Source organism: Cognatundibacterium rivi, assembly GCF_018139565.1.
GTDB lineage: Bacteria > Pseudomonadota > Gammaproteobacteria > Burkholderiales > Burkholderiaceae_D > Undibacterium > Undibacterium rivi.
This window is the reverse complement of sequence record NZ_JAGSPK010000003.1, coordinates 189,409-213,008: the sequence shown is the minus strand read 5'-3', so window position 1 is coordinate 213,008 and position 23,600 is coordinate 189,409. Positions and strand designations below refer to the sequence as shown.

The window sequence follows — 23,600 nt, the reverse complement described above, 5'->3', positions numbered from 1 at the left end:
GTCTGGCGCGGGCTGCCGTTTGAGTGAATGACTGCATCATTGCTTCAGCTGTTCTTTGATATTCGGTGCCAGCGATAAGATAATCAGCGCGACAGCCAGTGGCACGGTGGAGATAAAACCCACATGTTTAAAACCAGTGGCGCCGAGAATGCCGCCGATAAAAAATGCGATAACCAGACGCAAGTGCAGACGCAGTTTCTGCAAATTTGCATTGATTTCCTGCTCGGGATGCAGCTCGTCTTTATTTTTATTCCAGTAAATCAGTTTTCCCATTTCTATACCGATGTCTGTCACCAGGCCGGTCACATGCGTGGTGCGGATTTCGGCCCGAGAAATTTTGGTGATCAGTGCATTTTGCAAACCCATCAGATAACACAGCAGCACGGTCGTAAAAGAAACCGTCACGACCGCGTGCTCCTGTAATTCGGTACCGACCAGACCGAACACCAGCAGCAACACCGATTCCAGCAGCAGCACCGGGGTGTACATGTAACGCATGTGATTGCGTTTTGCATAGTTCACCATCAGCGAGGTGCAGGCCGCGCCCCAGCCAAACGCAATCAGCATAAAGATAGACGCAAACGCCGGAATAAATTTCCCCAATACCAGATCGTCGGCAGCACTGGAGATCATGCCCGACATATGCGATGTATATTGGCCGACAGCCAGAAAGCCACCGGCATTCACCGCCCCGGCAATGCAGGCGAGAGTAATGCCCAGATGCATATTCGAGCGCGGTGTTCTTTTGGGGGATGTCAGTTTGGCGAGGTAATTAATCGGAATGGAGATGGGCATCGCAGACGGCCTTAAATGATGAAAACCTGGTCTTAGTGTAACCGACACAGGGGCGTACTGTGAATGTTCTGGCACGGTGTGTGCATTGCTGATAGAAAAAGATGATGTTTGTCTTGCGCTTAATTGCAATACCACTTAAATACCTATTGACGACCACTATGAAAATAATTACATTCGTACCTGATTTTTCAGCAGAGCAATCTTGGCCATGGGATATCTGCGCATGCGCAAGGCGGATCGGCTGAAGAAACTCATTTTTCAGCGTGCCGCAAAAAGGATGAACAAACTCTTGATGACACAAGTGAAGACAACAGCGAAAACAGCAGCACAAGCAAAAACGTGCGGTGAGGCAGCACCGGTAATCGCTTACCTGATCGGTGTCGATGGCGGCGGCACTGGCACGCGGGTAGTGCTGGCAGACCGCCAGGGAAAGCCGCTGGCACGCGGCACAGCGGGGCCTTCAGCACTTGCGCATGGCCGTCCGCAGGCATGGGAAGCAATTTTGCAGGCGATCACCGATGCGTTTGCGCAGGCGCATCTGGCGCATCCTGCCTTGTCTGATATCGCAATCGCATGTGGCCTGTCGGGTGTGAATAACGCGCAATGGGCGGATGAGCTGAAGGCGCTCAATCCGGGGTTTGCGCTGCTGCTGACAGAAACCGATGCTGGCACAACACTGATCGGCGCACATCAGGGTGCGCCGGGTGCGGTGATTGCGCTTGGTACCGGTAGCGTCGGTGAGGTCTTGCAAAGCAATGGACAGCGGCGTGAAGTTGGTGGCTGGGGTTTTCCTGTCAGCGATGAAGCCAGCGGTGCATGGATAGGAATGCGAGCAGTGAATTACCTTCAGCGTGTGCTGGATGGCCGCGCCACCAGCAGCCGTTTTGCTGACGCAATTTATGCTCACTGCGGCGGTGACAAAGATACTGTGTTCAGATGGCTGGCGCAGGCAAATCAAACCCGTTATGCCGAAGTCGCACCTATCGTTTTTCAACACGCCGAAGAATCAGTGGTCGCGCGCAGCATGTTGCTTGATGCCGGACGCGAAGTCGAGATGATCGCCGATGCGCTTGATCCCACGCATACATTGCCGCTGGCGCTGTGTGGCGGACTGGCCGCTGCACTGCTGCCGTTTCTGCCAGACGGTTTGCGGCAAAGAGTACGCACGCCTCTGGGCGATTCCGCCAGCGGTGCGCTGATTTTGCTGCAACAACATTTACGTTCAACCTGAATCCACACTGACAAGATCGAGGCGACATGCTGGCTTCCCTGCGCGATTTCAAACCTGATAGTGATAATGCCACGCCCTTGTATCTGCAACTGGCGAACAAGCTGGCACAAGGCATACAAAGCGGGCGCTGGCAGCCCGATGAAGCCTTACCGTCGGAGCGTCTGCTGGCAGAGACGCTGGAAATTTCACGTGTCACCGCACGCAAGGCACTGGCGATGTTATGCGAGCGCGGGCTGCTGAGTCGTCGCCATGGTTCCGGCACCTATATCACCCCGAAACTGGAACAGCCTTTATCGCGCCTCACCAGCTTCAGCGAAGAATTGCGCCAACGCGGTTTTGTGCCCGGTTCGCGCTGGATACAGCGTGAAAGCGGTATCGCTTCACCGGAAGAAATTTTATCGCTGGGTTTATCGCCCAACACTGCGGTTTCGCGTCTGAAGCGCCTGCGCACCGCTGACAATGTGGTCATGGCGATAGAAACCACCACCATCCCGGCGGCGTATATGCCGCAACCGCAACTGGTGACAGACAGTTTATACGGCTATCTCGATGCGCAGCATTGCGCACCGACGCGCGCCTTGCAACACATCCGCGCCATCAATGCAAATGCAGAACAGGCGCAGTTGGCCGATATCAAGCCGGGTGCGGCGATGCTGTTCATCACCCGCATCGGTTATCTGCCGGATGGAACGGCAATTGAACTGACGCACTCGTATTGCCGCAGCGATTATTATGATTTTGTCGCGGAGTTATTCCGATGAGCGAACAGCAATTACACGGTCAGATACTCACGCCGGATGGCTGGGTACACGGCAGCATCAATTTCAGCGAAAAGATACAGCGTATCCAGAGCGCGCCGCCGCGCGAAACCGCGCATTACATCCTGCCCGGTTTCATTGATCTGCATGTGCATGGCGCGGGTGGCAAAGATACGATGGAAGCGGGTAGTGCCGTCGAAACCATCGCTCGTTTGCATGCGCAACACGGCACCACCAGTTTGCTGGCAACCACCATGACTGCGCCGCTGAGCGATATTGAAGCGGCGCTGAGTGCGATACAACCTTTGCTGCAGCAACGCCCCGCCGGTACCGCACGCGTGCTGGGTGTGCATCTGGAAGGGCCATATATCAATCCAGGCAAACTCGGCGCCCAACCTGCCTTTGCGGGCATAGGCTCGGTCGCGCAGGTGCAGGCACTTGATGCGATTGCTGCCATTAAATTGATTACGCTCGCGCCTGAAATGGACGGCCATCTGGCGCTGGTGCGCGAACTGACGGCGCTGGGTATACGGGTGCAGCTCGGTCACAGCACCGGCAGTTACGAAGAGGGCGTTGCCGCGCTGGAAAATGGTGCCAGCGGCTTCACGCATTTGTACAACGCGATGTCACGACTCGATCATCGTGCACCCGGCATGGTCGGTGCGGCGCTCGCGCATGCGCAGTTTTCAGAAATTATTCCAGATCTGTTGCATGTGCATCCGGGCGCGATTAAAGCCGCATTAAGAGCTATACCGTATCTGTATTGCGTGACCGATTCGACTGCTGCCACCGGCATGCCAGATGGCGAATATATGCTGGGGCGACAGCGTGTGCATAAATGCCTGGGCGGCGTGCGTCTGGCCGATGGTTCGCTGGCAGGTAGCGCACTGACGATGGATCAGGCGCTGCGCAATCTGGTCAGTATAGGCCTGACGCTGGACGACGCGGTGCGCCGTGTTTCGACTTACGCTGCCGATTATCTCGGGCTGCCGGAACGCGGTCGTTTAGCGCCGGGCGCATTCGCCGATATCGTCGTCCTTGATCAGGACTTGCAACTGCTTGCCGTTTATACCGAAGGAGAAAAGATTGAATTCGCAAATGCTTAACGAAGCCTGCGCAGCAGCAGAACAGGTCGCCATTCAACTGACGCACGATGGCGACCGCTATGCCAGGCTGGGAGCGCATTTGCGGACGCAGCCGCCATCATCTGTACTGACGATCGCGCGCGGCAGCTCCGATCACGCCAGCAATTACGCGGCGTATCTGATCATGGCGCGCCTGGGCCGTATCGTCGCCTCGTTGCCGTTATCGCTGGTGACCTTGAATCATGCACCCTTGCTGGTTAAAGACGCGCTGGCGATTGCGATTTCGCAATCCGGGCAAAGTCCGGATGTGGTTGATCCCATGCGCTATTTTCGTGCGGCCGGTGCGACCACGGTGGCGCTGGTGAATGATGTCAGTTCACCCATAGCCGCAGCTGCCGAATGGACGATGCCTTTGCATGCAGGGCCGGAACGCAGCGTTGCGGCCACTAAAAGTTTTATCACCTCGCTGGTGGCAGCGGCCCGTCTGGTTGCGCACTGGCAGAACGATCCGCTGTTGCTGGCAGCCATCGCACAGCTACCTGCCGCGCTCGATGCCGCCAGCAAAACAGACTGGTCGGCGGCACTCGATGTGCTGGTGCCGGCACAGCGCATGATGGTGGTTGGCCGTGGCATCAGTTTTTCAGTGGCGCTCGAAGCTGCGCTGAAATTCAAGGAAACCTCGGCCATACAGGCAGAAGCGTTCAGCGGTGCAGAAATCAAACATGGCCCGATGGCTTTGATTGATGAAGGTTATCCATTACTGATATTCGCGACCCGCGGTCCGGCGCAGGAAAGTCTGATCCGGCTCGCCGAAGAAATGCGCGGACGCGGTGCTGAGGTGCTGTTGGCTGCGCCGGAGGATGTACGCGAACGTCAACTGACTTTACCGGTGGCAGCGACGCCGGACCTTGATCCCATCGTCGCGATTCAGGCGTTTTATGTGATGGCAGCGCAACTGGCAGTTGCACGCGGGCTGGACCCCGATCAGCCGCGTCATTTAAGTAAAGTGACTAAAACCAGTTAAATCAGCGCAATGACCGGATTTTAGTCTTATATATATACTCCCCCCCAGTATTTTTTAAGCCCCTTATTCTATGCTGACAATAAAGGTGTTTTTAGTAAAAGTAGGGGGAGTATCCATATTCAGACGCATCAGCGCCGGTTGGGAACGAGACCGGCAATGCCAACAAATTCAGCAAAATCAGTATGAGCGTTGACATTCTCGATGCCGTAAATACCAGTAATAGCAGCCACCAGAGACCTATGACAAACACCAATTCCACCTCGCCAGTTGAACCGCCGCATGCGCTGAACGCACCGCTGAATATTGATGATGCACGTCGTCTGGCCGGGCAGCTGGTGATGGTGCGCATTACCGTCACCCGCATGGATGACGATCTGGCGGAATTTTTACGCGAGCATCATATCCGCGCCGTTTGCCTGTTCCGTAACAATATGACGGACGAAGTACAACTCAAAAAACTGACCGCGGATCTGCGCGCCGTGATGGGGCCGGAATCGCTGATCGCGCTCGATCAGGAAGGTGGCGCGGTTGTGCGGCCAACCTGGGTACCGCCACCGCCGTCAGCGATGGCGCTGGGGGCCAGTGACGATGCAGATCTGTGCTATCAGGTCGGTGCCGCAGTCGCACGCAACATTAAGGCGCTGGGCTTCAACTGGAATTTCGCACCGGTGCTGGATTTGAATAATAACGTTGATAATCCTGTCATCGCTGAACGCTCATTCGGTGCCGATCCGCAACGTGCCAGCACGCTGGCGCTGGCGTGGATGGATGGCAGCCTGTCGGAAGGCGTGGCTTGCTGTGTCAAACATTTTCCCGGGCATGGCGACACCAATGTCGATTCGCACCGCGCGCTGCCGACTGTGAATAAATCGCTGGCCGAATTGCAGGCAATGGAGTTTGCACCATTCCAGATCGCCGTCCGCCGCAATGCGCCGGCGATGATGACGGCACACATCGTTTATCCCGCGCTGGATGCGGACAACCCGGCAACCATGTCGCCCACGATACTGACGAATTTATTGCGCGAGCAGTGGCAGTATCGCGGTGTTGTGATTACCGATGGCATGGATATGCAGGCGATTGCGGGGCGTTACGGTGTTGGCAATGCCGCGGTGAAAGCATTGCTGGCCGGTGCCGATATGGTGATGGCAATCGGCAGCAGAGAGTCACAAACCGAAACGCTGGCAGCACTCACGGAAGTCATCCTCTCGGGACAGATTTCTTATCAGACCGTGCAGCAGAAACTGCAGCGCATACGGCAACTGACCGACGCTTATCCGTGCATCGACACTGACTATCTGACTGATGCCGCTGACCGTGCGTTGATGGCGCATGCGTGGCAACGCGGCTTGACCAACGTTGGCGACCTGCAGCCGCCGGCAAAAGGCAGCCGGGTACGCCTGGTGATACGCGCTGATGCGGTCAGCGATGGTGTCTCTGAAGCAGGTATCACGGCAGACAAAGTCGCATCGATGCTGGCGGATTTGTATGATGTTGATACCGTCACTTTCAGCGATGCAGAGCACTTCGACTGGTGCAGTCTGCCGCAGGATGATCGTTGTGTGATTCTCGCCTCGACGGTAAGGAAACGTTATGGCGAATCCGTGCGTAGATCGTGGAAACCGGATCTGCATCTGGTGTTGTGGAATCCGTTTCACATGCTCGATATTCAGTCACCGGCATTGATCACTTATGGTTTCGCCGCACCTGCCATCGCGGCGGTGCGAGCCTGGCTGGCGGGGGAAATCCAAGCGCAAGGACACATTCCTGTGGATATTGCTGGGCAGCGACAGTAGGCTCTGTTCAGCTCAGCTCAGCTCAGTTCAAATCAGAGTCAGCATTGTTGAATATCAATACAAAAATTTGTATTCCGCAAATCATTTAGTCTGAATTTACATACTGATAGTCGTCGTATGCTGACGCTAAACTTACGGCTGACAGGTGGTTTGTTGCATCAGAAACACCGCATGTGAACGAATGTCATTTTTCATCTGTGTTGATGGGCAAAAGCGAAGTGCTATCGGATAATATGCGGCAATACCTGCAAATAAATGTGCTGTTCGTGTCTTGACGAATTGAGCTCTGATCCCGATCAGAGGGGCTGGCATGGCGGGCAGACAAAGGAGACAAGGTCTTAATGATGTCGATGGAATTCCACACACCGCTGATGCCGGTGACTAAACGCACGCGAGCTGGTCATGCTATTTTTTTCGCGTTGTCGGTTTGCTTGCATACTGACGCGCCTGACACCCGTATCGAACAGGCAAGCTGATGTTGAAGCTGTCTTTGCGCTGGAAGCTGATTCTCGTCAGCGTGCTCGTCGAAGTTGTGATGTTGTCTATCCTGGTCGGCAACAGCTTGCGATTCAATGAAAGAAATTTATCACAGCTGACAGATATGCGGGCACGGGAAATGTCGCATTTACTCAGCACAGCAATTGCGCCGTCGCTGGCGCAAAAAGATTACGGCGCAATCAGAGATATCTTCCGTACACATGAACGTGGCGTCGATTATTTTCTGTTGTTCGGTCAGGAACGCCAGCTGATACTGCATTCAGGCTGGACTAAAGCCTTGCCTGCCACCAGCGATGCCTTGCAATTGCCCGTTGCCAGCGACCGCCAGGATGTGCGCGTTCCTATCGTGTCTGGCGGCATCAATCATGGCGAACTGGTATTTGGTTTATCAACCCGGTTTGTGCTGGATGCGCAAAAAAAATTATTTGAAGAATCCGTTCTGATCTCTTTTTTCGAAGTCGTACTCTCGACGATTTTTCTGTTTTTACTGGGGCTGTGGCTGACCCGTCATTTACGACAACTGGAAGCCGCAGCAAATGCGATTTCGGCCGGTGAGTTTGAAACAAAAGTTCAGTACACCGGTCAAGATGAGATCGGTGTCGTCGGTCATGCGCTGAATGTGATGAGCGATCAGCTGGCCAATGAAATCGCGGCACTCAGACACAGCGAGCAGCAGCAGAGGGAAACGGCAAATCGCTTGTTGGCCGTGTTTGAGGCCGTGCCTGACTATATGACGCTGAGCCAGTTCGAAACTGGTCGCATTCTCTATGCGAATGCCGGATTTGAAAGGCTCACAGGTCATCGCAAGCAAGATGCGATAGGAAAGACCTCGCTGGAATTAGGTATCTGGTCTGATCCGGAACAGCGAAAAGTCTGGACCAATATGATCGCAGAGCAAGGAACGGTGAGTGACTTTCAGGGGACAATGCAGACCAAGGATGGCCAATTTAAATCGGGATTGCTGTCTGCTGCTATCGTTGAGGTTGATGGTGCCAGACACATCGTTGCGATTTGCAAAGACATTACTGATCGTCTGCAGGCAGAAGCGAAAGTGGAAACTGCGCGACGCGACTTGCAGTCCGTACTTGATGCCGCCTCAGAAATTTCAATTATCGCGACCAATAAAGAGGGGCTGGTCACGATCTTTAATCGCGGCGCGGAAAAAATGCTGGGTTACCGTACACACGAAAGTGTCGGCCAGCTACATGCGACAGATTTTCATGATGCCGATGAAATGGAACAGCGCAGCCGTGAATTATCACAAAAATTTGGACGTGAGATTTCTGGTATCGATATTTTTTCAACCATCGCCACCAAGTATGGCATGGAGACACGCAACTGGATTTACATCACCAAGTACGGTAAAAAAATTCATGTCTCTCTGAGCGTGACGGCGCTGACCAATGCTGATCAGGAAATTACCGGTTACCTTGGTATTGCCCGTGACATCACGCCGCAAATTGAAGCACGCGAAGCATTGAATCAGTTGAATAGCGAACTCGAATCACGGGTACAACAACGAACCGCAGAGCTGGAATTGGCGAATCATGAACTCGCTTCAACGATGGGGCATTTGCAAATGGCGCAAACCGAGTTATTACGCTCGGAAAAATTGCGTGCGCTCGGTGATGTCGTGGCTGTTGTGGCGCACGAACTGAATACACCGATCGGTAATTGCCTGACGGTCGCCAGCACGCTGCTGGAAAAATCACGCGAGATCAGCAGCGCTTTTAACGACGGCAGCTTAAAGCGTTCTTTACTCGCAGCGTATTTGCAGGACACTGAGCAAGGCATGGGGATACTGTTGCGCGGGCTGAACCGTTCGAGTGAACTGGTGATCAGTTTCAAGCAAGTGGCTGCGGATCAGGTGTCTGATCAGCGTCGTCCTTTTGATTTAAGGGCGGTGGTGCAGGAAGTCACCAGTTTATTGCACCCGATGCTGCGGAAGACACCGTTCGTACTTCATGTCGACATTCCGGAGAAACTGAAGATGGATAGTTTTCCGGGGGCGCTGGAACAGATTGTCACTAATCTGATTAATAATGCGGTCACGCACGCTTTCGAGGGGCGCTCATCTGGCACGATGACTATTCATGCCGAACTGATCGGAACAGACAAGGTAAAAATTATTTTTTCTGACGATGGTATCGGAATAGAAACGGCGCATATGTCGCGTATTTTTGATCCTTTTTATACGACAAAAATGGGGCGTGGCGGCACTGGCCTTGGCTTAAATATCGTTCACAATATCGTCATTAAAATGTTGGGTGGAAAGCTGGAAGTCGAGAGCCTCGTGGGCACGGGCACACGTTTCATCATCTATCTGCCACTCACCGCACCCCATACAGATACGGTACCGGGTGATACGAACAATGCTTTGTTTACGGCGCGATAATACAAACAGCCGGCACAATCTGCATCTATAGTAAATGCAGCTCATGCAGAAAAGCCAGCATGTTCAGTCGAATCAACTGCTCACTTTTTTTGACGTAGTCTCTCCATATGTGTTTCACTGAGTGGCGTTCTGTTTTCAGTGCATACGCACAAAGTGCCACTGATCAGAAACCAGCTTGCGTTACTCATCTGAAATCCATCTGAAGGAGAAATCATTTTGCGTACACTGAATCCCTTATGTATCGCCGGTTTGCTTTGTTGTTCTTTGAATGGCGCTCTGGCCAGCACGATATACAAATCGGTGACACCTGATGGGCGAGTTGTGTTCAGTGACCAGCAGCCGAGAGAAGGACGGCTGGAGAAAGTGATGCAATTTAAGGATCAACCGGCCAGTGATATTCCTGCGTCGACACTCTCTGAGATAGAGCGCCTGAAAAAAGCAGGAATAAATCCTGCGACAGATTCTGCTATCGCGAGTAAGGACTTGATTCTGTATTCGGCCACCTGGTGCGGATACTGCAAAAAGGCGAAGTCCTATCTGGCAGGAAAAGGTATTTCTTATCGGGAAGTGGATATTGACACCAACTATGGCAAGGTGGCATTTGCAGAAGTTCGCGGTGGTCGGGGCGTGCCGCTCATGTTGTCCGGTACTAAACGTATGCAGGGCTTTTCGAAGGAAGGCTACGATGCCTTCTTCGCAAACCGGGATTAGTCAGACCGCAGCGCAGAAACTCGTTGTGCAGTTTTTTTCACGAAAATGAACAGAATGTCGCACCTGAGAAACCTTGTCTGCACGCCGCTCTGATTTTTCTATCGGGGCAACGTAATGCACGTTACTATGCTCTCTCTGTGTCATCGCTCAGCAGCTCAGGCTTGAGTTGATGGTGCAGATTTTAAAGCGCCACCTCATTCCTATTTTTTCGACAGATTATTCATGAATATCCATCTCTCTCTCATGCCCGTACTGGCGCTGGTCGCAGGTCTTTGTATTCTGGTTAAACCGAAATTAGTCAGCTTTATTGTCGCCTTGTACCTGATTATTGTCGGCGTGGTCGGCATACTGGGGTTGGGGCGCTTTCATCTGTTCTGAAGAACATCATTCACACGGACACTAAATAAAAAAATCCCCGTTCGCCGCAAAGCAAACGGGGATACTACATAGTCAGTCTTAGTTAAAGCTGGCCGAGCTGGTATTACTGTTTGTCAGTGTCTGGGTTTTGAAGTTGACAGTGAAGTGATCACTTGGCTTACCTGATCCCAGGCCTTTGAGAATACTGAATACTTGCTTGAATTGATTCTGGAACGGCACGTTGACAGCATTTTGGTCTGATGGCTTACCACTTAACATGGTGATTGCTGTCGGATTGGCTGGGAATGCATTCATCAATACTTTGTATTGTTTAACCCGGTCTGTTCCCATATCACGCAAGGCCAGCTCACCGGCATACACGGTGCGGTGGAAGTCGCCATAAAACTCATATGCCGTGATTTTGGCAAAATCATCCAGTTTGTAACCGGCAGCTGTTGCCAATGCCGCTGCTTTGGTCGTCGCCACAGCCCAGTCAGCCGTCAACTGGCTGGAGGATACCGGCGTGCCGCTGACACTGCCTTTTGCCATGCAATTTGCGGTCAATGGCAAAACTCCCGGCACATCCTTCAATTGTGCGAAGGTAACCTGGGTCTGCAACTGTGACAGAATCAACATCTGCTTTGCATCGAGCGTCGTCGCTGCTTCTTTCATTTCACACGGCCAGTAATCATCCATGAAGCGCAGACGTGACAGCTCACCAAAATAGTAGCGGGTAAATTCGCCATAGGATTTGGTGTTGAGAATATCTTTGCTCCAGCGTTTGCTGATATCGGAAGCAAGATTGCTGTTTTGCAGGTAATCGTATTCGGTCTGGTAATACTTGAAGAGCTCGTTGTAGCGCGCAACATTATTCAGGGAAACGGTTTCAATATCGACTGTATCCTGATCTTTGTATTTGACGACTTTATACGAAGCACCGAATACCGCTAAGGACGGCGACTGTACGTTGACGAAATAATTACCGGTCGCATCTTTGTAATCATTGGTACCGTTGAAATGCATATGTCCACCCATGTGCAACTGCATACCGGTGGCTGCCAGCGCAGTCGTAGTGGCTGCATCCGGTACGCGGGAAACCTGGAAGGCGCCGGATTTAAAGACGGCTTTCATTGCGTCGGTTTGGTTTGCATAGAAATCCATGGTTGGATAATGCGAGAACGCGATCAGTCGCTTGCCTTGCGCTTTTGCACGCGCTGTGACGGTTTTGATCCATGCCAGCAAATGTTTTTTATGCGTCAGTACTTTGTTCCAGCCCGCATTGCCGGCGCCATCAAAGCCCTTGAATGCTTTGGCATTGACCGGATCAAACGCGCTGTTAGGAATATGCACGTTCGCGTCTATCGACAATAACCAGACACCTTTAACTGGTTCTACCAGATAGCTGGAATCAATAATGCTGGTACATTTGGTAAAGGCTTTACCGAGATTTTTTTCACCTTCTGCTTTATAACTGCCGCCTTCGCCTTCAGCGCAAATTTCAAACTGGCGGTTTTTGACATCAGCGCTGGTGAGTGCCGCATCGTAACTGTAGGCAGTGCTGCCATAGTTAGAAAACGGAGTTTCCCAATAGACGTCAGCCTTGTTCGGCATGTAGCCAAATTCGCCCAATTGCGCGATCAATTTTTCGTAACCCAGTTCCATTAACTGATTGGTACAGGCAACGCTGGCGTCCTGAGATTTGCAACCAGAGTAATTGACGGCATAGACTTTTTGTTCTTTTCCTTCTGCCGTCAGAAAATCACTTTTACCAGATTCGTCATTATCAAACGGCTCGTTAGGATCGTGATTGCCGGGGGCGATGAAGAAGCGCATGCCTTTTGCCTGATACTCTTTCAAAATCGCAGCGATACCATCGATATTAACTGGTTGCGCATCATCGGAATAGTCGCCGGATAAAGCGACCAGTCGGATGCCGCGTGTATACGCATCATCCAGTGCACCACGGAAGGCGAAATAGTTTTCGTTGAAAAGGCGGGTCGAAGTCAATTGCGCATACATGGTACGGATAGTCGCAAACTTGCCGTCAGCGGTAGGGATGCCGGAAAACTTAGGATTTTTAAGATCGCCGTAGACATTTTCAAAATGCACGTCCGACATTACGGCCACGGCAGGGGTCTCCGCCTCAGCAGGTGCCGGTGCTGCGCTATCCTTGCTATCACCGCAGGCGATCAGTGCCAACGGCAAACAGAATGAAAGCAAATGCTTTGCAGCTTTGCCTTCATTAAAAAAATGAAGAGCCATGATTATTCCTGTTAAATTTTTTGAGTGATGCATCAGGACGGGTCAGATGTCAGAGTGAGAACTGCGCACTGCCCGTAAGATTGAAAAAACAGAGTGATTTCAGTTGCCCGATTGTAAAGTTGCTTAATGACAAGCTTGTGACTCACCTGCCAGTATGGGGGGAATTGCAACAGTCAAATCGGATGTCTGAGACCAGATACTTCCGTGTGCATTGAGGGTTGTAGTGGTGGTTGCGTACATAATTGCAGAGATCATTTCCATCTTCAGTCTTCCAGATGCAGGCGGTCAGCGATGGTTTCCCAGCGGATGTATTTGAAGTTTTGCGGTCCATCAGGCAAACGTTTGTAGCCGTCCTGCACGACCAGCATACCTTTGGGAAAATGCGCTCCGAGATAGGCAGAACTGACTTCAATGCCATCAGTCTCAGAAGTGCCGTCGATCCCCGCGCTCAGATTGGTACCGATACGGAATTTTCCTCGCAGTTGGTATGGCGGTTGCGCATTCAGCACCAGATAGCTGTTATCTCCCTGGCTTGATACCAGTAAATAGGTTGATTTTTTTCCCTGATACAGCGCGAGTCCCTCGACATCGGCAACCAGTTGCTTTCCGACTGGCATGACCAGTTGTAACACCGCCGCTTGCTCTGCGTCGGCTGAGGTAACCCAGATCCCATGTTTTTCCTCACCGATAAAAATACGTGCTCGCTGATCGTCAACGACGCAGCCTTCAGGTTGCGTTACGAGTTTAAAACTCCGTACTAACTGACTGCTGAAATTTCCGTTGATATATCTGATCCGGTATTGCTGATAACGTCCGTCTTTGTCGTTAACGAATGCCTCAAGTCCACCGCTTTGAGGACGGTACAGACAAAACCCATATATTTTTTCCAGGGTGGTTGGCAGACGGGTGGCTTCGCGTACTTCGCCATCACTTGCAATTGTGTAGAGCGCCAGGCTGTTGTCGTCACGTTGTGTTGCCAGCGCAAGATCGAAACGCTGTTGTGCATCGGCATTTTCGAAGCGGATATTCTGGCGGATGTCAACATTGTTCAGGCGGCCACTTTCCAGTAACTGCAATTGCTTTCCTTGAAGGTTATAGACCAGCAAACCTTGTTTTTTATTCGTGCCAAGAACGCGAGACCGCGCTGGGTCTGATGGATGTACCCAGATCGCCGGATCATCAGCCGCATCGCCAAAGCGGGCGACGACATCTGTTTGTACGTCTGCTGGAATAATCACGCTGTTATCGTTTGTTGTCGGCGTTTTTTCCCAGGAAATGGCGTACATCTGCCACGCCTTGGTTACATTATTTTTTCTTACTATAAGGGGATGCTCAAATGAAGTAGTCGTTGCAATTTTCTTCGTCGATGTCGCGTGCGTTTTCTTGCTAAGATCTCTGTTCTGTAGCGGCTGGGAAGCCAGTTTTTTCCATTGAGTCCCTTGCTGAAGGTAGCGATGCAGTTGCTGCGTTTGTTCGTCCACGATTGCGACCCCGCCCGTTAAGGCAACGATCTTAGGTGCTCCTTCGGAACTTTGCCGTGTAGGACGCGGTGTTTCAATGAGCCAGTGATGCAATAAATTTTCGGCATCCGCGCTGATCGCCCAGACCCCAGTTTCCGCAGTGCTGACATACAGCGTATGTTGAGTGTCATCGCTGCGGCAATGACGAATATGCGGCGGCAACGCAAGCCTGCGTAGCAGTTGGAAGCCGCTGCCGTAGCGTATCCATTGTTCACTGATTCCTTCTTTGCCGATCAAAAAGACATGATCCTGTTGTTGGGCGTCGCGATACAGACAGCTGCTTTCGAGGGCAAATGGCGGCGATGGCAGTGATGGCTGGGCGAGCAATTCGCCGGTATGTGTATCAACGATAAAAGGCAGGCTGCGTTGGGTATCTGCTTCCAGCAACATTGCATATGCACCTTGTGTATGTGCCCGGATATCAAGATGTTTCGCCCGCATTGGAACACGCGCTCTCTCTGTGCCGTCGGCGTGCATCAGGCGCAGATTGTTTTTATCCAGCATCAGCCAGCCGCCATCCGGCAATCTCACCAGTTCCTGCGCACGCTGGAGCGTTACTGGTAGATCTTTCGCATCAGCATGGAATGACGGAGTTGGTGATACCGCATTGCTCAACGGTGACAGCGTAAGTAAGCTCAAAGCCAGTAGCAGATGAGCTTGTAGAGAAAGAGTGCGCATAAATAAAATGAAAAAATTGAATAGAGTGCAGTGTTCACAGACTACGTAACAGAACAAAGAGGACAGGTTTGGTGCGTGCGCTGCGCGGACTTCTCCGGCGGATATAACCGGAGAAATCCAGCCACAGAAGCGCTCAGGCATGCTGTTTTACAGAGCTTTAAAAGACGCTGGCTTTCAGACTGACTTTATAGGTACGTCCGTATTGTTCGTATTGCGCGTTGTATTGCTGTGAGCCTTGATAAACGTAATATTTTTCATTGTTCAGATTGGTCGCTTCAAACACTAACTGGAAGCGTTTGTTTAACTGATATGACAAAGAAAAATCGAGCTGCTTTTGGGCTTCAACGATACGATCCTGATCCGCACGCAGAATATCTGAGCCGAGTTCCAGCAGATACGGTGACTTGTAATTCAATGCGAGGCGCGTGCTGATTGCACCATGTTCGTAGCCCAGCATCAGGTTCATTACACGTTTGGACTGACCCGGAAAACGTATGCTGCGTGTCAGCGTTTTACTGCTGGCAACATCGTAGCGGCTGATACTGGCGTCAGAATTTGTGAACGAAGCATTTGCGCCTATCAGCACATATTTCCAGGGCGCGGGTAACATGCGCAGCGGTTGTGAATACGCGACTTCTATTCCCTGAATGCTGGCCGTGTCACCGTTCGCGTATGAAGTTGCTGTCGTATAGTTTTTCCATTGGCCGGTGCCGGCAAGGTTGGTCGTATAAGTGAAATTTTTAATATCTTTATGAAACAGGTAAGCTGAAACGACGCCGTCGTGCTCTAACTGACGCTCGATACCGAGATCAAGATTCGATGCTTTCAACGCTGCCAGATCCGGATTGCCTATCGTCGCTTCTGTGTTGCTGGCGAGATTGATGCCGGGTGCCAACTGGCTGAAATTCGCACGCACCACGGCACTTGTCCAGGCGGCGCGCACGCTGGTATGTTTGTCCAGATCATAGCGTGCGTGCAGCGACGGTAACCAGTTAGTGTAGGCGCGCTCACGAGTAACAGGCTGGATGGTGCTGCCGCTGACCTGGCTTCCTGCAGCGTTAAATTTAGTACGCTCAACTCGTGCCCCGGCAAGAATATTCCAGTGGCCAAAATCAAATGTATTCTGCAGGTAAGCTGCATCGATATCTTCATTCAGAGTGAAATCATTGATCGCGGACTCCAGCGCGAGTTTTGCATTTGCCCGGTTGAGTCCGGCAATACGGGCACGGATCAGTGCTGGACTGATCGCTGCGCCAATGTTCGTAAATGGATAGTCCAGCGTGCCCTGAACAAAACTGCTGAGGGAAGTGGAGCCGGTACCCCAATAGTTTCCGCTGGTGGTTTTACTGCTGTTATAAGTCCATTGATCGGTATCATTCGTCTTTTCGCGACGGCTGACTTTCGCACCGAATTTCAGGGTAGATTCCAACTGATCGAATGTCATTTTGCGACTCATATCCAGCTGCGCATGCTGCTCGGTGTCCTTTGAGTAGCGCTGCTGTAATGTGATTGCATTTAATCCGTAGTTGGCCGGATCAGAAAGGCTTGCAGGTGCAATCAGTTTCGGTAACTGGCTATCCGTGAATCCCACGCCGGAAAAGTTAGTGGTACCTCTGAATCGTGCATCATTAATTGATTCCGGGGTATCGTCGGTTGCTCGGCTCGATGCGGCGGTAGCCTCCATTTTCCAGCCAGCGATGTGTTGCTCTGTACCAGCAACAAAAGAACTGATCTGTTGCGTATATTTACGTTGCCGTAAGCGGCGTTCTGCGCGTGCAGTTGATGTGTTGCCTTCACTGATGCTGCCACCACCGAAATTGCTGATGGTCAGACGGTCGCGTACCTCATCATCGCTGAAATCACTGAGGAAACTGCGCAGATAATATTGCTGCTCTCTGGACGCGCGATAATCAAGATTAAGGGCATAAGCATGGCGTTCACGTTCCGGTAGATAATCGCGGAATTCGATGCCGCTGAGTCGGTTGTTATCCCATGCTCCGCCGGTTTCTACATTATCTGAACCAAAACTGCGTTTTTCTGCGCTGATGCCTGCTGCTATGCCGAGTTTCCCGTCGAGAAAACGATCAGCCCACAAGGCGCCCGCATTCGGACTGGTTTTTCCGGTTACCTGATCGTAGCTTACCCCGGTATTTACCGTCAGCGTTTTACCGGGCATGTCGAATGCGGTCAGCGATTTGACCTCGACTGAACCACCGAGTGAGTTAGCGTCCTGCTCGGGACGGAGGGTTTTTGTTACTTCCAGTGAGCGGATCAGACCGGAGGGTAGCACATCCAGTGCGACAGCCCGCCGGCTTGCTTCCGGGGACGGCACCAGCGCACCGTTAATCGTCACTGCATTTAAATCGGCTCCGAGACCACGCACAACCACATAGCGGCCTTCGCCCTGATCGCGTTGCACCGAAACACCCGGCAGGCGGGCCAGCGCTTCTGCGGCATTTTTATCCGGCAGACTACCTATATCGTCGCTGCTGATAACGCTGATGATGTTATTCGCTTTCTCTTGTGCCTCGATGGCTTTACGCATGCTCACGCGTTGTCCGCTGATTACAACATCGCTCGCAGAAGCCAGGGTGATGTCGTTCGCTTGTGCTGTGCTGATCAGGCCAAGAACGCCGATGCTGAGTGCAGACAGGCGGAAGATCGCCTGAGCGTCAGGGGTGGAAAAGTATGCAGGTCTTTGTCGGGTTTTCATTTTTGTCATTCATCAGTAAAAAGAATGAGCGGATTCTGGAGTCCGAATATGTCGTTTCCGTGACATAAATCAGACTGAAAGAGACATTGCCGGGAAAACGCTGCGACGAAGATGAGAAATGAGCTGAATTGACTTGCGTTGACATTGTTAATTGCTGTCACTGCTGCTATAGCCGGGGAAGGAATAGCGCATGGAGGTGAATTCACCATTTTTTTGGAGTAATAAGTGAGCTGTTTGCACCCCTGTTGTTTTTTGCTGCGTAATGCTGCTCATTGATTTTGATGTCATGAATTTGTCATGCAGGCCGGTTATTCTCGCGCCAGTTTTTATCCGGGGGCTTGCATGCTGCACTTACATCGTAATCTGATTCTGGCGAGTATCGTCGCGTTGATCGCGTTAAGCGGCTTGTATGCGTATGTCGGTGTACTCAAACCGCTCTATAAATGGCACTGGATGGATATTGTCGGGGAAGGCGGCACTGCAATCATGGCGGGTGTCTGGCTGCTGATGACACTCAGCAGCCGGCCAAAAGGCCGGGTTACGCTTTTGCTGGCGCTTGGTCTCGCTTCCATCATGTCAGGTTCCTGGGCTGATTGTTTGGATGAGTTTTTTGCGATTCCCAAGGAGGATGTCTGGGATAACTGGTTGGAAGACACCCTGACTTTAGGTGGCATGCTGATTTTGACTGCAGGTATGTATTACTGGCGCATAGAGCAATTCAGTCTGAATGAACATTTACAAAAACGGGAACGTTTATTTCGGGAACACAAACCGTACGACAGGGTGACGCAACTCAGTGATGCGGATTATCTGCGCTTGCAAATTCGTCTGGAAAAAGAAAACCGCCCTGCGGCGATTTGTTCCATCGTCTTATTGGACATTAATTCCTTTCATCAGATTAACCGTCAGTTTGGCCAGCGTGAGGGCGATCGCGTGCTGCAAGCAGTCAGTCACATGCTGCTGCTGAATTTAAGAAATGAAGATGTGCTGTGTCGTTACGCCGGTGATCGTTTTGCGATTGTCATGCCAGAAACAAACGTGGCAGATGCCGATGAGCTGGCAAAGCATCTGTGCCATATGGTGCACGGAATGCGTCATTTCGCAAAACGCGAGCTGGTGCGGCTTGGTTTGCGCTATACCTGCGCTGAATCGGACGGTGATGCAGAGCGTCTGTTGCAAGAACTCAGTCGCGGAATTGACTGCCGAGGGACAACACCTTCAGAACTGGCGACAGCTAGCCACGTCTGTGCAGCATGATCGCTTACCACCACATCAGTGATGAGCGTATCGCCATGCGTCAGCATCCGGCGATGCTGATCGAATTTGCCCGCAGCCGCGAAATAAGTGATGCGCAGATATTGCTCGATACAGGCATCGATATTGCGGCGACTGAAGATGCTCAAAGGATGATCAGCCCGCAGCAATATTTGCGCTTACTGATGAACGTGAATAAAGCTCTGGACGCCAACGACACCAGCTTTTTAATCGGTGAGCAAATGTTGCCAGGCCATATTCACGGCGTCAGCCATGCTTTATTACACGCCGGAAGTTTGCGTGAAGCACTCGATATATTAATTGCGCATGCAACGCAACTATCTCCCTTAATGTGTCCCAGGCTCAAGCGCGGTAAAGGTTGGATTGTGGTTTACTGGATGGATAGTTATGGCGCCCCAGCACAGCGTTCAGTTTTAACGGAAATGCACATGGCCGCTTTGGTCGCTATGTGTCGCTGGCTGAGTGGAGAGCGCTTGCCATGGCGCTTTTGTTTTAACCGGAGGGCGCCGCGCTACATCGAACAATATGAGGTACATCTTGGCGCAGAAATGAAATTCAATTGCCACTTTGATGCCATGCTGATTGAAGAAGATGTGCTCGACCGACGATGGCCGCGTGGTAATCCGGCGGCGGTTAAGCTGGCGTTGCAAGCAAGTGTCGCAGAACAAAAACAACATACACCCAGCTTATTGAATGCACTGTACGACTACCTGTTAAATCACATCCGTTGCGCACCGACGCTGGAGCAGACAGCGCAACAGTTTTTCTGCAGCCCGGCGACTTTGAAACGCTATCTTGCAAAACACGGCACACATTTTCAGGCGGAGTTAGATCAGGCGCGATCACATGCTGCTTTGCATTTGTTCTTAACGCAGCAAATTGATAATGAGGCTGTGGCACAGCATCTTGGTTTTCACGACGCAAATAACTTCCGTCGTTCGTTTAAGCGCTGGACCGGCCTGACACCCAGCTTAATCCGGGAAGGTATGCATGCCGATCTGGCGAAATGGATTTAATTCGTTATGACGCAGTGTCGATTTTATTCATCCTGGCGCAGACGTTTGACGTAAATCTGTTGTTGCTGATAGGTCTGAGATGACTGTTGATCGTAAGTCCGATTTTGCTGCGGTGTTTTGAGCAGGCCGAGAAATACTCTCAGTAAAACAAACAGCAGAAATAAGCTCAATACAAATGGAATCAGACTGATCGCCAGTGCAATCGCGATGCAGATCACGAAAATACGCGGCAGCGGAGTACGCAACATTCCCAGTGCACATTTCGATGCGAACTGACGGAATTCCTGTGTTACCTGACGCAGGACAGAATACATATATTGTGAAAAGGCGTTCATGGTGGCTTTCTTGTCGCGTTTTGCTCGGGAGTAAAGTGTAGGCGATTATTACGTTGATCAATGTCGTTCACAACGGTAATAATTTCTCTAATTTGCCGTGACGAAATTGTTCGTAAAAACTTACTGCAGATCAGTGTACGTTGTGTCTGGGAAGGTGCATACGCTCGGTGCTCGCGAAAATGCAGTATGCGTTACCCAATAAAAAAACTCCCGCATTGCGGGAGTGTAAAACCAGAGTGGCGATGGGCGTAAATGCAGCAATCAACGCCACTCATATCTGTCGATTTATTTATTTCCAGAGCCCAAATGTTGCAAGAAAAAGGCTTCGTATTTTTTATGCCAGGCTTTGGCTTTGATCGCGCCGCCCAGCGCATGTTCGCCATCCGGATCTAGGAAAAGATCGACCAGCGTTTCCTTGCCATTTTCCAGCAGTGCGCGATAAACATTCACCGTGTCCTGATACAGCACATTAGGATCTTGCATGCCGTGTACGAGTAGCAGCGGTTTTTTCAAGCCCACGGTCAGCGGTAATAAAGAATACTTGCGCAGATTCGGTTTATTACGCTCAGTCTTGCCTATGGTGCGACCACTGTACCAACTGTTGTAGTTTTCCCATTCGGTCGGACCCGCGCCTGCAATCCCGGCAGCGAAGGTGTCCGGGCTGGTGTACATCGTGTATTGGGTCTGGAAGCCGCCGAAACTCCAGCCGGTCAGACCTATGCGTCGTCCATCTACCCCCAGGTTTTTTTGCATGTATTGCGTCAGATCTTCGAGATCTTCTGTTTGTGGTTTACCCGCCTGTTCCCAGTTTGCATCGCTGAATTTGCGACCGTAATTGGAATGTCCGCGCGGATCAACCGCTACAGTCACGTAACCATTTTTTGCCGACATATACATGCCAAACATATACGCTGTCTGCTGGAAGCTGTCGGTTTCAATGATGTGTCTGTCATTCAGCGGGCCACCATAGGTGTAGACAATGGCTGGACGATGATCGCTGGCTTTCCAGTTCGCTGGTTTGAAAACATACGCCTGTATCTGGTCGCCGTGACGGTTTTTAAAACTGAAACGTTCTGGCTGCTGAATATCGATCGCCTGCCACTGCGGATCATGACTTTGCGTCAGCGTCGTGCTTTTACTGGACTTCACATCAATCAGTTTTAACTCCGGACGGCTCGACCATTGACCAGCAACGCTGGCGAGTTTGTCACCGCTATCAGCGACATCGCTGGCACGATGGAAATCGCCCGTTTGTCCGAGTGCTTTCATGTCGCCGCTGGCGATATCGACCTTATACGCATTCATCGAAGCGAAGTCATCCTTATTTGCCAGCACGAACATGGATTTGCTATCTGGCGTAAAACCGATGATCTGGTGCGCTTCAAAATCATCTTTCAGAATGGCTTTAGCACTGCCGCTGCCATTGTTGTTATCAGTACTGATAATGTAGGGCTGGCGATATCCTTGCTCGTCAAGTACGGCGATCAGTTGTTTTCCGTCAGGAGTAAATTTTGGCTCCAGCACATTCACGACTTCATGACCAACATTGCCGCGACGTTCAAACACCAGCGCAGGCTTAACTCCTTCTTCTGCTTTACCTACGTAAATGCGCAGCAGATTTTTTTCGCGTTCCCAGGTTGAAAACGTATAGCGGCTACCGTCTTTCGCCCAGTTGACTTTGCTCATTTCAAACCAGACATCACCGCCATTATTGGTGAAAACAGGTTGCGGCTGGCGGACGGATGTATCGGTCACGCGGCGAATGTACAAGGCCGTTGCTGGGATTTTGCGTTTGTCATCCGACACTTCGCGCGGCACTTTTTTGGCTGTAGCGAAGCGCTCGCTGTAATTCATAATTTCTACCTGACGCTCAGAAGATGGTTTCACTTTACCGGTTTCTTCATCGACATCGGGTGCCACTGCAGAAATTGCCATCCATTGTTTATCTTCACTCAGCACGGTGTTGGCGATGCTGTATTTTTTCTCTGCGTCATCCGGATGGATCAGTTCACGATTCAACTGACGGATCGCGCTGTTGTCAAAGGCCGCACTGTAGAGACTTTTGCTATCCATATAGATATAGCCTTTGTCATCCGCACGATAGGCGACGATGCGTTCTGCTTTGTCGGTTTGTGTCAGCCTTTCCACCTTACCGCTGGCTGCCTGCAGACGGAATAAATCGCCGCGATACTGGAATATCAGTTCATTCTTTTTATTCGCCCAGACCAGATAATCGACTCCGGGATAGAGATCACTGGGTTTTAGTTTTTCTTTCGCGATTTTCTTTTTCAGTTCATCGCGTAGTTCCCACAGTTCTTTTTGTTTGTCGCTGTCTTTATCGGCTTTACTGTCTTTTTTGTCGTCCGCCTTTGCTACCGTAGTATCGGCCGTGGCACTGTTTTTTGCTGCTTTCTCGGCAGCTTTTTCTTTTGCAGCCTCGGCATCAGCTTCGGCTTTTTTCTTCGCATCGCGGGCTTTTTTATCAGCCAGTTCGCGTTTTACTTCTTCTAAGCCGGCTTCTTCCCATTGTTGCAGGTTGACCTTTTCACCACGCAGGTAAGCGGCATGAGCTTCAGCCTTTGCCTGACGCTCTGTTTCTTCTTTTTCTTTTTGCTTTGCTTTCTTCTCGAACCGATCCCACACTTCCGGCGCATCGAACGTCTTCATCAGTGCTGGCGAAGTAATGCGGCGGGTTTCTCCTGTTTGCGTGTCGTGCACATACAAGTCAGAGCCGATTTCATTAAACGGATTCCAGACGTAAGCAAGATAGCGGCCATCGTGGCTAAAGCTGATCACTTTTGCTGCCTGACCGGCATACGGTTTTGCACGGAACACCTGTTCCAGCGTCAGATCTGCAGGGGTGATTTTGGCAATGACGTTGCTTGTCGGTGCCGCATGGGCGATTTGCTGCGGTAACAGCGCTGCGCCTGAGCATGCAAGGGCAATACTGAGGGGGATAAATTTCGGAAACATAGCACTTGCCTTCAATTTTTTTATAGGTTTGATTGGGGGAATAAGCTGATCAGCTGTTTTCTGATACAAATAACACCGGATAGGTCTGTGTTTTTCGCGTTCAACAAGCGACAGCTATTTTGCAGATGAACTGCATAGACTGAGACCTGCGGACAGAGTTCCTGATAGATAAAACTAT

Annotated in this window: 17 protein-coding genes; 11 read left to right on the top strand and 6 right to left on the bottom strand. The window is 51.3% G+C overall.

The window, feature by feature from the left end; translation table 11 throughout:
• Nucleotides 1-36: 36 nt before the first annotated feature.
• Complete coding sequence (locus tag KDM87_RS09620; protein ID WP_186883350.1) at nt 37-783, bottom strand: YoaK family protein; 747 nt, start codon at nt 781-783, stop codon at nt 37-39.
• Between the two features lie 289 nt (nt 784-1,072).
• On the opposite strand from KDM87_RS09620, the gene KDM87_RS09615 reads away from it, so the two are divergent.
• The 9 genes from KDM87_RS09615 (at nt 1,073) to KDM87_RS09580 (ending at nt 10,671) form a co-directional block, all read left to right on the top strand.
• Complete coding sequence (locus KDM87_RS09615; RefSeq protein ID WP_230407686.1) at nt 1,073-2,026, top strand: glucosamine kinase nucleotide-binding domain-containing protein; 954 nt, start codon at nt 1,073-1,075, stop codon at nt 2,024-2,026.
• Between the two features lie 26 nt (nt 2,027-2,052).
• Nucleotides 2,053-2,787: a GntR family transcriptional regulator gene (locus tag KDM87_RS09610; RefSeq protein ID WP_212678874.1), complete on the top strand. Its 735-nt coding sequence runs from the start codon at nt 2,053-2,055 to the stop codon at nt 2,785-2,787.
• Nucleotides 2,784-3,890 carry an N-acetylglucosamine-6-phosphate deacetylase gene (nagA, locus tag KDM87_RS09605; protein WP_212678873.1) on the top strand — a complete coding sequence of 369 codons (1,107 nt, stop codon included), beginning with the start codon at nt 2,784-2,786 and terminating at the stop codon, nt 3,888-3,890. The genes KDM87_RS09610 and nagA overlap by 4 nt, the downstream gene beginning before the upstream one ends.
• Nucleotides 3,883-4,893, top strand: a complete 1,011-nt coding sequence (locus tag KDM87_RS09600; protein WP_212679248.1) for an SIS domain-containing protein — start codon at nt 3,883-3,885, stop codon at nt 4,891-4,893. Before nagA ends, KDM87_RS09600 begins: the two co-directional genes overlap by 8 nt.
• Nucleotides 4,894-5,075: 182 nt before the next feature.
• Nucleotides 5,076-6,689 carry a beta-N-acetylhexosaminidase gene (gene nagZ / locus KDM87_RS09595; RefSeq protein WP_329604917.1) on the top strand — a complete coding sequence of 538 codons (1,614 nt, stop codon included), beginning with the start codon at nt 5,076-5,078 and terminating at the stop codon, nt 6,687-6,689.
• A 341-nt stretch (nt 6,690-7,030) separates the two neighbouring features.
• Nucleotides 7,031-7,165 (top strand): hypothetical protein, encoded by a 135-nt coding sequence (locus KDM87_RS17890; RefSeq protein ID WP_268977589.1) that lies wholly within the window; start codon nt 7,031-7,033, stop codon nt 7,163-7,165.
• A complete protein-coding gene (locus tag KDM87_RS09590) occupies nt 7,165-9,582 on the top strand; it encodes a PAS domain S-box protein (protein ID WP_212678872.1) in 2,418 nt (805 codons plus the stop codon). Before KDM87_RS17890 ends, KDM87_RS09590 begins: the two co-directional genes overlap by 1 nt.
• 216 nt (nt 9,583-9,798) lie before the next feature.
• The gene (locus KDM87_RS09585; RefSeq protein WP_212678871.1) at nt 9,799-10,293 is read left to right on the top strand and encodes a glutaredoxin family protein; all 495 of its coding nucleotides are present in this window, start codon (nt 9,799-9,801) and stop codon (nt 10,291-10,293) included.
• Nucleotides 10,294-10,515: 222 nt separating this feature from the next.
• The gene (locus KDM87_RS09580; protein WP_212678870.1) at nt 10,516-10,671 is read left to right on the top strand and encodes a DUF3096 domain-containing protein; all 156 of its coding nucleotides are present in this window, start codon (nt 10,516-10,518) and stop codon (nt 10,669-10,671) included.
• Nucleotides 10,672-10,749: 78 nt separating this feature from the next.
• Here the strand turns inward: KDM87_RS09580 and KDM87_RS09575 are convergent, their stop codons facing one another.
• From KDM87_RS09575 to KDM87_RS09565, 3 genes are all read right to left on the bottom strand, one after another.
• The gene (locus KDM87_RS09575) at nt 10,750-12,912 is read right to left on the bottom strand and encodes a metallophosphoesterase family protein (protein WP_230407685.1); all 2,163 of its coding nucleotides are present in this window, start codon (nt 12,910-12,912) and stop codon (nt 10,750-10,752) included.
• 263 nt (nt 12,913-13,175) lie between these two features.
• Entirely contained in the window at nt 13,176-15,110 is a 1,935-nt protein-coding gene (locus tag KDM87_RS09570) for a phytase (RefSeq protein ID WP_212678868.1), read from the bottom strand.
• Nucleotides 15,111-15,267: 157 nt separating this feature from the next.
• Nucleotides 15,268-17,823, bottom strand: a complete 2,556-nt coding sequence (locus tag KDM87_RS09565) for a TonB-dependent receptor (protein ID WP_212678867.1) — start codon at nt 17,821-17,823, stop codon at nt 15,268-15,270.
• Nucleotides 17,824-18,165: 342 nt separating this feature from the next.
• On the opposite strand from KDM87_RS09565, the gene KDM87_RS09560 reads away from it, so the two are divergent.
• Both KDM87_RS09560 and KDM87_RS09555 read left to right on the top strand, forming a co-directional pair.
• Nucleotides 18,166-19,080, top strand: a complete 915-nt coding sequence (locus tag KDM87_RS09560) for a GGDEF domain-containing protein (RefSeq protein ID WP_212678866.1) — start codon at nt 18,166-18,168, stop codon at nt 19,078-19,080.
• Entirely contained in the window at nt 19,077-20,114 is a 1,038-nt protein-coding gene (locus KDM87_RS09555) for an AraC family transcriptional regulator (RefSeq protein WP_212678865.1), read from the top strand. The genes KDM87_RS09560 and KDM87_RS09555 overlap by 4 nt, the downstream gene beginning before the upstream one ends.
• 23 nt (nt 20,115-20,137) lie before the next feature.
• Here KDM87_RS09555 and KDM87_RS09550 read toward each other — a convergent pair whose 3' ends face one another.
• Nucleotides 20,138-20,449 (bottom strand): hypothetical protein, encoded by a 312-nt coding sequence (locus tag KDM87_RS09550; protein ID WP_212678864.1) that lies wholly within the window; start codon nt 20,447-20,449, stop codon nt 20,138-20,140.
• A gap of 285 nt (nt 20,450-20,734) precedes the next feature.
• Nucleotides 20,735-23,422 (bottom strand): alpha/beta hydrolase family protein, encoded by a 2,688-nt coding sequence (locus KDM87_RS09545; protein ID WP_212678863.1) that lies wholly within the window; start codon nt 23,420-23,422, stop codon nt 20,735-20,737.
• Nucleotides 23,423-23,600: the final 178 nt, after the last annotated feature.